Consider the following 14262-nt stretch of genomic DNA (forward strand, 5'->3'; position numbering starts at 1 on the left):
TATATCTCTATACTTCAACCGATTATTTTAAAGCCAGCTTGACGTTACGCTGATTCCAACACCCTAAGCCATCAGGCAAAGTTTCATTAATTAACAAATAGTTGTCGTCGACTCGGGTGACTTTTCCATTATTGATTCCGACATATTGACCCGCCTTAACCTTGACCACACTCCCTGCCGGCGTTTGCACTAAGGCAGAGATACTGCCCCCGCTGCTCATCACCCCTTTTAAGCGCAATTGGTGCAATGGGTAACGCTCCAACGGCCCATTTTTCGCACGTGGCACGGGTTGCCAACAGTCTGCTTTCGCCAACGGTTGGTTTTGCACTAACGCTTCTTTCGGTAAGACAAATGGCTCACGCCCCTTGTGCTGCTTATAGGCCGTGGCTTCAAACTCTAAAATGGGCTTGAGCTTAGTCACTTCTTTGCGCGCTTCACGCTCAACTTGCGCGACGTATGAGGTCAAATCTTCCTGGTTCGCCTTACACCCAACCAACACCAGCAAACTCATCAGCCATAATCCAAGCGGCTTATTTTTCATCATCCACCTCCTGCTTAAACTGGTAGGTATAGGCTCTGACTCGAAAGTGCAGCGTGCTACTCTCTTGGCTTACCCGCTGCCAATCCACATCGTCGAAGTTGATGATGCGCGGTAGCTTGGCAATCGCTTGCGAAAAATCGCCAATATCGTGATAGCTCCCCGTCAGTTCGATATTGAGCGGTAAGCGGTAAAGAAACTCTTGGCTTTCACGCTCCCCCCAATCAATCCGTGTAAAGGTAAGCGAACTATCGAGCCCAAGCTGGTTGACTGACGCCAGCATGCTGGCTAACTCTTTTTGCACCGGTAGCTGGCGCAGTAAAAAATCGTAACGCTCTTTGAGCTCGTCCAACTGAGCTTGGATCTGCGGCAATACCGCCACTTTATTGGCTTTGATGCGCAGTGTGGCCTTGACGGTTTCCTCTTCCTGCTTTAAAAGCGCAATCTCGTCTTGTTTGGGCATGAGATAGAACCAATAACCCGCACCTTGGATCAGTAGCATGATAAGCAGAATCACCACCAACTGAGGCAGCAGCGGCCATTCACTGATCTCATCCAATTCTAACTCTTGCAAACTAGCCATTATGTGCCTCCCCATCTTGTGAGTTAGAGGTTGGGTTTAAAACTTTAAAGGAGACTTTAAAACTCTGAAATTGCTTACCAAATCGCTTATTTCCTGAAACGATTTCATGCATTTCGACATCGGTTAATTTGTCCGACTTCTCCAAGTTATCGAGCATGGTTGCCAAGCGAGCCGTGGAATCGCTGATCCCGGTTATTTCTATTTGATGGCCATTCATCTTGATCTTGTCGACATAGACGCCTTCAGGGATCAGGTTTGGCATTTGGTTCATAAACTCAGTGGTTTTATTGCGCTTTTGCTGCAGTTGCTCCACCACAGTCAAGCGGGTCAATAACGCCTTATGTTCTTCTTCAGCGATCTTCAACTTGGCGATCTGCTGATCCAGCGCGAAAATATGTTGTTGCAAATAACCAATCCGCTCTTGCTGCAAAGCCATTTGTCCGCCCAAGTATTCGCCTGCGGCAAATTGCATCAACACTGCCAGCAAAACACCGAGTGTCACTAGCCCTAAAAAACGCTTTTTATGTGCTTCACGCCGCGCATCACGCCACGGCAGTAAGTTAACCTTATGCAACATGCTCACTCTCCAACCAAGCTAAGCCTCGCAATGCAAGACCGGTTGCGGTACTAAAACGCTGGCCCTCAACCAGTGAGCGTTTACGTTTTGCCACATTGTTTTTGAACAGTGAAAACGGATTGAGCACTTCGCAAGGCAGTGACAAGCGTTGATAAAGCGCGTCCTCTAAACCTGAAAGCGTGGCACCGCCACCCGATAGCCATAAACCGCCAAGGCTTTGCGCACCATGCACCGAAGTAAAGAGCTGGATTTGCCGCGCAATTTTGTCGACCAATTCTTGAATAAAACGCTGTGTGGGGTCTTGTAACAGCGGATGACTCAATGAGCTCACAGCACTAGGTTCTGATTCCAATTGACGAGTTCCTAATGGCATATCTTTGTAAAAGGGCATTTTTTCCGGAAAATCGAGGCACAATGAACTTTGGGTGTAACCAATATCCACCAACATCCAGTCGGGACGTCGATATGCACGGCTAGCAAGTTGCCATAAATGCAACAAACTATGTACTTGCACATCCATCAACACAGGTTCAAAACCCGCTTTTTTAAAGGCATGCAAACGACTGTCGACTACGTCTTTTTTGGTGGCATACACTTGAAAAGTCGTGGTGCTGCTGCGGGCGAGGCTCTTTTCCGTCACTTTGACGAAATCGAGGCTCAGCTCTTCAACGGGGAATGGCGATTGATGCGAGAAGGCTTGATAGACAGCAAATTCCAGCTCGCGCTGCTCAAGATCGCTATCTATTTGTAATACTTTGCTAATCACGGCGCTATCCGGGATTGCTATCGCGACTTTATGACTAAATAGAGGCAAACCCTTTTTTAGTTCTTTTAGTTTCTTTACAATTTTCTGATAATCGAGCGTGTGATTATCGGTGAAAATATCAGCGGTAACGAGCAACTCCTCATACCCCACAAGCGCATAAGTGTCGCCCATAGGTTTGAGCACCGCAGCTTTAATGCTGTGGTGGCCGATATCAATACCCGTAACTAATGATTTACCCATGAGGCTAAGCTCCAGTAAAGAGGTTCAGCTCGATAGACCTATTTTCTCAATAAATAGGCAGATGATATTTTGCGAGCTAAGGTTTTAGCCTAGAGTACAAGGGTTTGCATTAGTGCAGCCTCAACTAAACAGGGATTCTCCGGTGAAGTTCATAAAGCGTTTATTAGTATTTTCATTGATTTGCATTATTCTTGGAGTCACTACAATCTTTGGTTTCTATTTCTATGTGAAATCAGATCTGCCAGATGTAGCCACTCTACGTGATGTCCAATTACAAACTCCGATGCAAGTCTTCAGTCAAGACGGCAAACTGATCGCCCAATTTGGTGAAAAACGCCGCATCCCGCTCAAGCTGGAAGAAATGCCTAAAGAGTTGATCGAAGCGGTGATTGCGACCGAAGACTCTCGCTACTACGAGCACTACGGTTTTGACCCGATTGGTATCACGCGTGCCGCCTTTGCTGTACTCGCCTCGGGCAGTGCTTCGCAAGGTGCCAGTACCATTACTCAGCAGCTTGCGCGTAACTTTTTCCTCTCTAATGAGAAGAAAGTGATGCGTAAAGTCAAAGAGATCTTCATTGCGATCCATATTGAACAACTGTTAAGCAAGCAAGAGATCTTAGAGCTGTATCTCAACAAAATTTACCTCGGCTACCGTTCTTATGGTGTCGGCGCGGCTGCGCAAGCGTATTTCGGCAAAGAGGTGAAAGATCTAACCTTAGGTGAAATTGCGCTGATTGCAGGCCTGCCAAAAGCCCCTTCAACCATGAACCCTATCTATTCCGTCGAGCGTGCGACCAACCGTCGTAATGTGGTGCTGCAGCGTATGCTGGATGAAAAATACATCACTAAAGCGGAATACGATGCTGCGCGTGCCGAACCTGTGCTGTCCAAATTCCATGGTGCAGAGATTGAGTTAAACGCACCGTATGTGGCTGAAATTGCTCGCGCATGGATGGTTGAACGCTACGGTGAAGAAGCGGCTTACACGTCAGGCATGAATGTCTACACAACGGTCGACTCTAAGTTGCAAAGAGCCGCTAACCAAGCCGCGATCAATAACCTGTTGGCTTACGATGAGCGTCACGGTTATCGCGGTGCAGAAAAAGAGTTATGGCAAGCCAATCAACCGGCTTGGAGCACCGCTCAGCTGTCTGAATACCTGAGCAATGAGCCCACTTATGGCGATATGTTCCCTGCCGCGGTTCTCAGCGTTGAAGAAAAATCGGCTCAAGTATGGGTAAAAAGCTATGGTGTGCAAACCATAGCTTGGGAAGACATGAATTGGGCGCGCCGTTTTATCAACGACGATCGCCAAGGTCCACTTCCGAAAAGTGCCAATGAATTTTTAGCTGCAGGACAGCAAATTTGGGTTCGTCCACACACCCAAGATGGCGCGATTACTGCTTGGAAGCTAACTCAAGTTCCGAATGCCAACACCGCATTTGTCGCGATGAATCCAGAAAACGGTGCGGTCACTGCGTTGGTTGGTGGTTTTAACTTTGTGCACAACAAATTTAACCGAGCTACCCAGTCAGTACGTCAAGTAGGTTCAAGTATCAAACCATTTATCTACTCTGCAGCGCTGAACAAAGGGCTCACTTTAGCCACACTGATTAATGATGCGCCGATTAACCAATGGGATGAGAGTCAAGGCACGGCATGGCGTCCGAAGAACTCACCACCAACCTACACTGGCCCAACACGACTAAGAATTGGTTTAGCCCAATCGAAAAACGTTATGGCCGTGCGCGTTTTGCGTGAAGTGGGTTTGGATGAAACACGCGAATACCTGACTCGCTTTGGTTTCAAATTAGATCAGTTACCGCGCTCTGAGACGATTGCGCTCGGTGCAGGCAGCTTGACTCCTGTACAAATGGCACAAGGCTTCTCGGTTTTTGCTAACAATGGTTACTTCGTTGAGCCTTTCTACATCAGCCGCGTCGAAAATCCATTTGGCAACATTGAGTTTAGCGCAGAGCCGAAAGTCGTCTGCCACCGTGAATGCTCATCGGAGCTTGATGAGTTTGCCGAGCAAGATGCAGCAAGCCCTTATGCCCCAAAAGTGATTTCCGAGCAAAACGCTTTCTTAACGCGTGAAATGCTGTACAGCAATATTTGGGGTGGCGGTGAGTGGAGCTCAGATACCGGTTGGAACGGTACAGGTTGGCGTGCACAGGCACTGAAACGCCGCGACATCGGTGGTAAAACCGGTACCACCAACGACTCAAAAGACGCATGGTACAACGGTTATGCCCCAGGCATCGTTGGTGTGGCTTGGGTGGGCTTTGATGATCATAGCCGTAACCTAGGGAGAACAGCGCCGAATCGAAACATTGAAGATGATGTTTCCGGTGCCGAATCGGGTGGTAAAACCGCCTTGCCAGCTTGGGTTGAGTTTATGTCTCTCGCGCTACAAGATGTGCCCGTTCAACAGAAAGTGGTACCGAACAATATCGTTCGTGTCCGCATTGACCGCGATACGGGGTTACTGACCAACAAACTCGACTCCAGCTCGATGTTTGAGTATTTCGAAGCCGGCACTGAGCCGACGGAGTACGTCAGCGAACATGTCAATGAGTCCATCTATTCGACCAGCTCTGGCGAAGAGCTGTTCTAATAACCTCTGGCACAGAAAACCGAATAAAAAAGAGGCTGAATCATCAGCCTCTTTTTTTGTATTGGATTCGCCGTCTTACTCGCTTTGCTGTAAGCGATGTTTAATCACTTCTGCCAACTGCTCAAACCGCTGGCGTAAAGGCGAGCCTGGGCGATAAGCCAAGACGAGTCGACGCGATGGAATCGGGTTAACCGCCCGCAGGTAACAAACCCCATCTTTGGTTTTATCTTCAGGTAAGGCTAACTCAGGCAATAAGGTGATCCCTGCGCCTGCAGCCACCATATTGCGCAACGTTTCTAAACTGGTGGCTTTAAAGCGTTCATCATCTTTCGCGCCCGCAGCAAAGCAAAAACCTAACGCTTGATCGCGCAGGCAATGCCCATCTCCTAAAGCTAATACGGTCTTACCTTTCAGCTCCAGCATGTCCACTTCGTCACGCGCCGCCCAAGCATGATCGCAAGGCACTGCAATGCTCAACACTTCGTTATACAGCTCAATTTCTTTAAAAGGTGCCGTCTCTTCCACCGAAGCGAGCACCAAGCAATCCAGTTTGCCCTCTTCGAGCTGACGCACTAACTGGCTAGTCTGCGCTTCATGCAGATACAGCTCCAATTCAGGGAAACGTTCTTTCAAAGTAGGAATGATCTTCGGCAGTAAATACGGCCCTAAGGTCGGAATAAAGCCAATGTGCAACGGCCCAGTCATGGCTCCGGTTTGCTGGTTAGCCATATCTTTAAACGTTTTCACTTCCGAAAGGATTTTCTTTGCCTGATCAACCAGTTGTAGCCCCGCTTCGGTAAACAGAACTCGACGACTGCTGCGCTCAAGCAAAGTCGTTCCAATTTCATCTTCCAACTTACGGATCTGGCCACTCAAGGTGGGTTGGCTGACAAAGCACGCTTCTGCCGCTTTACGGAAATGCTTGTGGTCAGCTAATGCGACCAAGTATTCAAAATCACGAATGTTCATAGCTTCCCCAGATAGAATGCATCTATTAAAACCATAGCATTAAACGATTAGAGCTATCAAAGCTTTTCTTTAACAATAGCCACCAACAACGAAACACATCCTATTGATTTAAAATTAAATTTCACAAATGAGGAACACAATGTTTACATCTAAAGAAGGTCAAACCATTCCACAGGTTACTTTTCCTACTCGCCAAGGTGACGCTTGGGTCAATGTGACTACCGATGAACTGTTCAAAGGCAAAACCGTTATCGTGTTTAGCTTGCCGGGTGCCTTTACTCCAACCTGTTCATCCACTCACCTACCGCGCTACAACGAGCTGTTTCCTGTCTTTAAAGAGCATGGTGTCGACAGCATTCTGTGCGTATCGGTCAACGATACTTTCGTGATGAATGCTTGGAAAGATGACCAAAATGCCGACAACATCACTTTCATTCCTGATGGTAATGGTGAATTTACCGATGGTATGGGCATGCTGGTGGATAAAAATGACCTTGGCTTTGGTAAACGCTCATGGCGCTACAGCATGCTAGTTAAAGACGGTGTGGTAGAAAAAATGTTTATCGAACCGAATGAGCCGGGCGACCCGTTCAAAGTATCGGACGCCGATACCATGCTCAAATACATTGCCCCTCAATACAAGGTGCAAGAATCAGTGACTATTTTCACTAAGCCTGGCTGTCCTTATTGCGCCAAGGCGAAACAAACGCTGATTGATGCCGGTCTACAGTATGAAGAGCTGATTTTAGGTAAAGACGCCACCACAGTGAGCCTGCGCGCTGTTTCTGGCCGTACCACGGTGCCGCAAGTGTTTATCGGTGGTAAACACATTGGTGGCAGCGACGACTTAGAAGTCTACCTAAATCAATAAGTTTCTAGGCTCCCATCCGGGAGCCTAAAACTGCCCTTTCAGACTGAGAACAAACCGATTGAGGATCCATAATGAAACAGATTCACGTTGATGTCGCCGTAATTGGCGGTGGTACTGCTGGCCTTGGCGCTTATCGTGCAGCGAAAGCTTACACTCCGAATGTGGTGATGATTGAAGGCGGCCCTTACGGCACCACCTGTGCGCGTGTGGGTTGTATGCCCTCCAAACTGCTGATCGCCGCGGCAGAAAGTGTACACCAGATTGAAAAAGCGCCCGGCTTTGGGGTTTACCCGCAAGGTGAAATTGTGATTAATGGACGTGAAGTGATGGATCGCGTCAAACGCGAACGAGATCGCTTTGTCGGTTTTGTGCTGGAAGGGGTGGATTCCATTCCTGAACAAGACAAGATTGCAGGCTACGCCAAGTTTATTGATAACCATACGCTGCAAGTGGATGATCACACGCGTATTCATGCCAAACGTATCGTGATTGCGACGGGTTCTCGCCCTGCTTATCCAGCAGTATGGAATGAGCTCGGCGATCGCCTTGTGGTCAACGATGACGTCTTTGAGTGGGATGACCTACCACAAGCCGTCGCGGTGTTTGGTCCGGGTGTGATCGGTTTAGAGCTTGGCCAATCCCTGCATCGTTTAGGGGTGAAAGTGAAAGTGTTTGGCTTAGGCGGTCAAGTAGGACCACTCACTGATCCTGACGTCATGGCTTACGCGAATCGTGCTTTCCAACAAGAGTTTTATCTTGATGCAGACGTCAAAGTCGAAAGCATGAAACGTATTGCTGGCGATAAAGTGGAAATCCAATTTATCAACCAACAAGGTGAGCTAGAAACCTTCATCGTGGATTATGTGCTTGCCGCAACAGGTCGTCGTCCCAACGTTGATAAGCTCGCACTGGACAATACCGATGTGGCGCTGGATGAGCGTGGTGTACCCAAAGCAGATCACTACACATTGCAAACCTCGGTACCTTCGATCTTTATTGCAGGCGATGCCAGCAACCAAATCCCGCTGCTGCATGAAGCCGCAGATCAAGGACGCATTGCCGGCGATAACGCAGGCCGCTTCCCTGACATTCGCGCGGGTTTACGCCGCTCGCCAATTTCTGCAGTGTTTTCTGACCCACAAATTGCCATGGTTGGAGAAACCTATAAGCAATTGACTCAGCGTTTGGGTAACTGTGGCTGCTTTGCCGTGGGTGAAGTGTCGTTTGAAAACCAAGGCCGTTCACGCGTGATGCTGCGCAACAAAGGCTTGCTGCATGTGTATGGCGAGCAAGGCACTGGCCGTTTCCTTGGTGCGGAGATGATGGGACCGAATGCTGAGCATTTAGCACACTTGCTAGCTTGGGCGCATCAAAACCAGATGACCATTTCGCAGATGCTCGATATGCCTTTCTACCATCCGGTGATTGAGGAAGGGGTACGCACTGCTCTGCGTGATTTAAACGCGAAGCTGCACTTAGGCCCTGAGATGATCAAACACTGTTTGGATTGTGGTCCGGGCTGTTAATTTCCCGCGCACTCAGAACCGATTCTTTCTGTAAAAATGCCAAAGCCTGAGATCAACCTCAGGCTTTTTGGATTAGATTGCATTTGCTTTAGCTCATTCACTTCTCACTGCCCTTAACTCTGCACTCAAGCTTCGGCATCATACTTGCGCTGAGTTATACTCCTTGATGTTTTAGCAACTCGGTGTTGTTCACCGACTGACAATCACATCTTTTGGCTTAAGGTGAAGCGTATGGCTTGTGGAGAGTGCAGCGAACATTGGTTTTGGAAAAAAATGGGTCGCTGTCAACGCTGTATGGATCAACTCACGGTGTTGTCCGTTGTCGTGTGGATCATTTGGTTTTGGGGCTTTAAAGAGGATCCCGCTAGCATCGAGTCGATCAGCTTGATCCTTGCGGGGTTTGCCTTTAACGGCTTACTGTTTCTGCATTTATGGATGAAGTACGTGATCTTGCCTTGGCGTAAACGACAAGGAAAAGAGGATTAGAACCCGAATTAAACTTTCTGCTACGCAGAAAAGAAAAAAGCCCTAAACCTAGTACAGATTTAGGGCCTTCTTAGAGTCTTCTAAGAAAAAGCAGTGGTACAGTAATAGACAGAGCTCTAAGCAAAAGGTTCATAAAAAAATGATCTTTTTTACGATCTTTTTTCTCCGAGATGATTTCTCTTATTACTCAAATAGTTGCACCACTGTTTTTTTCCATTTATCTCATAGGATCGACCAGCTCGCTGAAATGTTAAGACTTCACGCGCGCTTGAGCTTGCTGAAGAGCATGCGCCACTTGTTTGGGCGATACCCCACCGAGTGCGCAGCGTTTCTCTAAACAAGACTCAATAGTCAGGATCGGATAGACATCCTGCTCAATCAAAGGCGAAAACTGTTGCAGTTCCGCCAGAGACAACTCTTCCAACGCTACACCCTTGCCAATAGCTGCGACTACCGCTACCCCGACAATATGGTGCGCCTCGCGAAATGGAATGCCTTTCGCAACCAGATAATCCGCCAATTCAGTCGCGTTCGAGTAGCCTTGCTTGGCCGCTTCTAACGTACGCGCCGCATTCACTTTAATGCCATCAAAGCAAAGTCCCGCCATTTGCAAGCAATCAAACCAAGTGTCGAGCGCATCAAACAGCCCTTCTTTGTCTTCTTGCATGTCTTTGTTGTACGCGAGAGGCAGAGCTTTTACTGTCATCATCATCCCCGCCAATGCACCATAGACGCGTCCGGTTTTGCCGCGGATCAACTCAAGTGCATCGGGGTTTTTCTTTTGTGGCATCAGTGAAGAGCCAGAAGTCACCGTATCGGCCAATTCAATAAAGCCCGCTTCCCCTGTGGTGTAGAAGATCATATCTTCCGCCAGACGCGACAAATGCAGCATAGAGATCGATGCGACTGACATCAGCTCCATCACGTGATCGCGATCGGAGACCGCATCCAGCGAGTTACGTGTTGCGCGAGTGAAACCAAGATCCGCCGCTAACACCTCACGATCAATCGCGTAAGCGGTTCCCGCTAATGCACCTGAACCCAGTGGTGAGGTGTTTAAACGCGCTAGAGCATCGGTCAAACGGGACTCATCACGCTCAAACATCTCCAAATACGCTAAACACCAATGGGCAAACGTCACCGGTTGTGCGCGTTGCAAATGGGTGTAGCCCGGTAAAACTGTCACTTGATGCTCAGCCGCCACAGCCACCAACTGTTGTTGCAGCGTTTTCAGAGCAAGCAGCAGATGGACTCCCTGATCGCGACACCAAAGCTTAAGATCGGTCGCAACCTGATCGTTACGCGAACGCCCTGTGTGCAGTTTTTTACCGAGATCACCGACTTGCTCAATCAGCTTCTGCTCGACCCAAGAGTGAATATCTTCCGCATCAGAGGCTAAGATTTGCTCCGGATCTTGCTGAACCGATTGCAATAGGTGATTTAACGCCTGCTCTAACTGTTGTTGCTCCTGCACGCTCAAGACATTGACGGAGACCAAGGCTTTTGACCAAGCGATTGATCCAACAATATCTTGCTCAGCCAATCGATAATCAAAACGTAAGGAATCGTTGAATGATTTGAACCGACTGTCTGCCGCTTGGGTAAATCTTCCGCCCCATAATGCCATGCTTAATCTCCTGCTTTCCTCTCACCGTAACCGCCGTCGAGGATGTGATAACTGAAAATGTCCCCCAAACTCATTGGAGTGGCAGGTAGGCGGCAAGTGAGTGAATCCCCATGAGCATAGATAAACTATGTGATTGGGGTGAATGAACGTAGCCAACACCGCTGCAACTTCAATGAGGAAGGGGATAAGGATCGCAGTGCGATCCTTATTATATAAACCGATGACTGCGCTGATTACTGCTTGTTTTGGCTCAGAGCGCGGATGCGGCTTGACAGCGAATAGAGACGGATGAAGCCGCCTGCGTGGCTGTGGTCATACACTTCATCGGCACCAAAGGTCGCGAAATCTTCTGAGTAGAGGCTGTTAGCCGAACGTTTTTGCGTTGCAACGGCTTGGCCTTTGTAAAGTTTGATCACCACTTCACCGTTGACATCTTTCGCTAGCTCATCGGCTGCCGCAAATACCGCCTGACGCAGTGGCGTGAACCAACGACCATCATAAACAAGGTGTGATGCTTTAATACCCAACTCTTCACGAAATTCGAATGAGGTTTTATCCAGCACCAGTTGCTCAACCGCGCGCAGCGCTTCCATGATGATGGTGCCTCCCGGAGTTTCGTAACAGCCGCGAGATTTCATACCCACCAAACGGTTTTCGACGATGTCGATACGACCTACACCATGCTTCGCACCTTTTTGGTTGAGGTACAGCAAAGCGTTGTAAGGGGTCATGGCTTCACCATCAACAGCGACCACTTCGCCATGCGCAACTTGCAGCGTGACATATTCGGCTTCGTTAGGCGCTTGCTCAGGATCGACGGTCCACACCCAGCAATCTTCGTTTGGCGCATTCCATGTGCTTTCCAAAACGCCACCTTCGGTAGAAACGTGCCATGCGTTGGCATCACGCGAGTAGATCTTAGTCAATGACGCCGCACAAGGAATGTTGCGCTCGGCAAGGTAATCCAAACACGCTTCACGGCTACGTAGATTCCACTCACGCCAAGGCGCAATCACATGCAGATCTGGAGCCAGTGCCGCAAAAGCCCCTTCAAAACGCACTTGGTCGTTACCTTTACCAGTACAACCGTGCGCCAGTGCATCCGCCCCCACTTTACGCGCGATTTCAACTTGCGCTTTAGCAATCACCGGACGCGCCATGGAAGTACCAAGCAGGTATTTACCTTCATAGTAAGCGCCGGTTTTCAGCGTTGGGTAGATGTACTCTTTAACAAACTCTTCTTTCAGGTCAACGATGTAACATTCCGAGGCCCCCGATGAGAGCGCTTTGGCTTCAACGCCTTTCAGCTCTTCATCACCTTGACCAACGTCAGCCACAAACGCCACCACTTCACAGTCATAATTTTCTTTTAACCATGGAATGATCACCGACGTGTCCAGACCGCCAGAATATGCCACAACTACTTTTTTAACTTGTACTTTACTCATTGATGTATCTCCATACTCCTGGCTCTGCGCTTGGCGGTCAGTGCTCAGGTTTAATCAAATTAGTGACTTAAAATCTTAAGGTAAAAAACGGGTGCCGATACTTTCACCGCCAAATAACTTGGCGAGCTTCTCTGGGTAACGCCAGGTAGCCACTTCAATCGGACGTCCTAAATCTTGCGCCGCTTCCAATGCCGCTTTCACTTTGACGATCATACCGTCGGTAATCACTTTGCCGGCAATCAGTGCATCCGCTTGTTTGGCATCTAAGGTGGCGATGAGGTGGCCTTTGCCATCCAGTACACCGCTGACATCCGAGAGCAGGACCAATTCCGCATCCAGAGCACCCGCCACAGCCACCGCTGCTTGGTCAGCGTTGACGTTCATCATCTGCCCCTGCGCAGTTAGGCCTATCGAGCTAATGATGGGCATCGCACCGGTTGCCAAAATCGCTTGCAGCAAAGTGGAATCGCCCGGCGTGGCTTTGCCGACCGCACCCAATTCAGGATCTAACTCCTCGACATGGCACAAACCGCCATCCGCCAGTGACAAACCCACGGCATTGATGCCATCTTTGATCGCTTGTCCTTGCAGCATCTTGTTCGCTGTACCAGCCAGAGCTCCAGCAATGATCGGAATTTGATCATACGGCGTGACGCGCAAACCGTCTTTCTTGACCGATTTGAGTTGCAGCTTCGCCATCAACTCATCGACCAGATAACCACCGCCATGCACGATCACGATGCGTCGTTGGGCTTGGTTCTGATATTGGGCAATCGCTCCAAACAATTTGCTAAGTGTCTCTGCGCAATCGAGCGCCGCACCGCCTAACTTAATCACTAAAGGACTGAGCTTAAGATCTGACATGTTGAACCCTTACACCAACGCGGTTAATTCATCGAAACCGTAGTGAATATTTAAACACTGCATCGCTTGACTCGATGCGCCTTTCAATAAATTGTCGATAGCAGACACCACTATGATGTGACGTCCTTGTACCTTCCAGCCGAGGTCACAAAATGGGGTAAACTCGACATCTTGAATCCGTGGTAAACCATTGCTGAAACGCACCAACGGCTTATCTTGATACGCCTTGCTAAAAGCTTCTGCGACTTGCTGCTCGGTGACACCATCTGCCAGTTTCATGGTGATGGTGGCCAGAATGCCGCGCTTAAAGTTGCCAAGATGCGGGGTGAAAATCACCTCACAGCCTAGGTGAGTCGCAATTTCTGGTTGATGGCGGTGGTTAAACACACCGTAGGGCTGCAAGCTCACTTCACAGAAGCTGTTGGTCATGGTGGCTTTACGACCCGCACCTGAGACACCACTCACCGCGTTAATCACTGGCCATTGGGTCGTGTCGATTAACCCGTCCACCAACAGAGGCTTAATCGCCAGTTGCGATGCCGTTGGGTAGCAACCCGCAACGGCAATCATTGGGCTGGTTTTGATTGCTTCCGCATTCCACTCAGCAAGACCATACACCGCTTTTTCTAACCATTCAGAATGCTGATGCGCAAAGCCATAGAAGGTTGGATAAAACGACTCGCTCTGCACCCGAAATGCACCAGATAAATCAAACACCTGACAGCCTTGAGCGAGAAATTGCGGCGCGAGGTCATGACTCACTTCATGCGCGGTGGCCAGAAAGACCACATCACACTCGGCCGCAACAGCATCCACATCAGTCAAGGCTTGCACTGGCATATCAATCAGCCCTGCCACTCGACCATGCAACTGCGCCAGCGATTTGCCCGCATCCACACTGTTGGCGGAAACGTATAAACCTGATAGCGTGAGTTGTGGGTGTTTGTGCACCATAAGAGCCAGTTCTGCTCCGGTGTAACCGCTTGCGCCGATGATGGTGGTTTTTAACATCAAAAACATCCGTATTAAGTGGTGAAAGAGAGCGGATAACGCTGATTATTCATCTTTCAAAATTGCGATTAATTGGTTTTTTATTCACTTAAAGTGATTTAATATGTGTTTTACAGTTTCACCGACACTCTGTCAA

Annotated in this window: 13 protein-coding genes; 4 read left to right on the forward strand and 9 right to left on the reverse strand. The window is 48.9% G+C overall.

Annotated features, from left to right (window positions below; translation table 11 throughout):
- Positions 1–22: 22 nt before the first annotated feature.
- From GOU96_RS04465 to pilM, 4 genes are read right to left on the reverse strand one after another with little or no spacing between them, the layout of a single operon-like run.
- Positions 23–541 carry a pilus assembly protein PilP gene (locus GOU96_RS04465; protein ID WP_267781462.1) on the reverse strand — a complete coding sequence of 173 codons (519 nt, stop codon included), beginning with the start codon at positions 539–541 and terminating at the stop codon, positions 23–25.
- Positions 531–1121, reverse strand: a complete 591-nt coding sequence (locus GOU96_RS04470) for a type 4a pilus biogenesis protein PilO (RefSeq protein ID WP_000157690.1) — start codon at positions 1119–1121, stop codon at positions 531–533. Before GOU96_RS04470 ends, GOU96_RS04465 begins: the two co-directional genes overlap by 11 nt.
- Positions 1114–1698, reverse strand: a complete 585-nt coding sequence (locus tag GOU96_RS04475) for a PilN domain-containing protein (protein WP_071179300.1) — start codon at positions 1696–1698, stop codon at positions 1114–1116. Before GOU96_RS04475 ends, GOU96_RS04470 begins: the two co-directional genes overlap by 8 nt.
- Positions 1688–2704: a type IV pilus assembly protein PilM gene (gene pilM, locus GOU96_RS04480; RefSeq protein WP_267781446.1), complete on the reverse strand. Its 1017-nt coding sequence runs from the start codon at positions 2702–2704 to the stop codon at positions 1688–1690. Before pilM ends, GOU96_RS04475 begins: the two co-directional genes overlap by 11 nt.
- A gap of 142 nt (positions 2705–2846) precedes the next feature.
- Between pilM and GOU96_RS04485 the strand changes: the two genes are divergently transcribed.
- On the forward strand, positions 2847–5324 hold the full coding sequence (locus tag GOU96_RS04485) for a penicillin-binding protein 1A (RefSeq protein WP_267781448.1): 2478 nt from the start codon (positions 2847–2849) through the stop codon (positions 5322–5324).
- Positions 5325–5399: 75 nt separating this feature from the next.
- Here the strand turns inward: GOU96_RS04485 and oxyR are convergent, their stop codons facing one another.
- Positions 5400–6293 (reverse strand): DNA-binding transcriptional regulator OxyR, encoded by an 894-nt coding sequence (gene oxyR, locus GOU96_RS04490; protein ID WP_001914100.1) that lies wholly within the window; start codon positions 6291–6293, stop codon positions 5400–5402.
- A 139-nt stretch (positions 6294–6432) separates the two neighbouring features.
- Here oxyR and GOU96_RS04495 point away from each other — a divergent pair, with 139 nt between their 5' ends.
- From GOU96_RS04495 to GOU96_RS04505, 3 genes are all read left to right on the forward strand, one after another.
- On the forward strand, positions 6433–7164 hold the full coding sequence (locus GOU96_RS04495) for a glutathione peroxidase (RefSeq protein ID WP_230612688.1): 732 nt from the start codon (positions 6433–6435) through the stop codon (positions 7162–7164).
- 71 nt (positions 7165–7235) lie between these two features.
- Positions 7236–8690, forward strand: a complete 1455-nt coding sequence (locus tag GOU96_RS04500; RefSeq protein ID WP_000809403.1) for a dihydrolipoyl dehydrogenase — start codon at positions 7236–7238, stop codon at positions 8688–8690.
- A gap of 231 nt (positions 8691–8921) precedes the next feature.
- Positions 8922–9176 carry a DUF3624 domain-containing protein gene (locus tag GOU96_RS04505; protein ID WP_000742079.1) on the forward strand — a complete coding sequence of 85 codons (255 nt, stop codon included), beginning with the start codon at positions 8922–8924 and terminating at the stop codon, positions 9174–9176.
- A gap of 250 nt (positions 9177–9426) precedes the next feature.
- Here GOU96_RS04505 and argH read toward each other — a convergent pair whose 3' ends face one another.
- The 4 genes from argH to argC all read right to left on the reverse strand — a co-directional run bounded on the left by argH (position 9427) and on the right by argC (position 14126).
- The gene (argH, locus tag GOU96_RS04510; RefSeq protein ID WP_134986608.1) at positions 9427–10803 is read right to left on the reverse strand and encodes an argininosuccinate lyase; all 1377 of its coding nucleotides are present in this window, start codon (positions 10801–10803) and stop codon (positions 9427–9429) included.
- A gap of 233 nt (positions 10804–11036) precedes the next feature.
- The gene (locus GOU96_RS04515; RefSeq protein ID WP_000049176.1) at positions 11037–12251 is read right to left on the reverse strand and encodes an argininosuccinate synthase; all 1215 of its coding nucleotides are present in this window, start codon (positions 12249–12251) and stop codon (positions 11037–11039) included.
- 75 nt (positions 12252–12326) lie between these two features.
- A complete protein-coding gene (argB, locus tag GOU96_RS04520) occupies positions 12327–13115 on the reverse strand; it encodes an acetylglutamate kinase (protein WP_001281564.1) in 789 nt (262 codons plus the stop codon).
- 9 nt (positions 13116–13124) lie between these two features.
- A complete protein-coding gene (gene argC / locus GOU96_RS04525) occupies positions 13125–14126 on the reverse strand; it encodes an N-acetyl-gamma-glutamyl-phosphate reductase (RefSeq protein ID WP_000921317.1) in 1002 nt (333 codons plus the stop codon).
- Positions 14127–14262: the final 136 nt, after the last annotated feature.

The organism is Vibrio sp. R-1 (assembly GCF_035615595.1).
Classification (GTDB): domain Bacteria; phylum Pseudomonadota; class Gammaproteobacteria; order Enterobacterales; family Vibrionaceae; genus Vibrio; species Vibrio cholerae.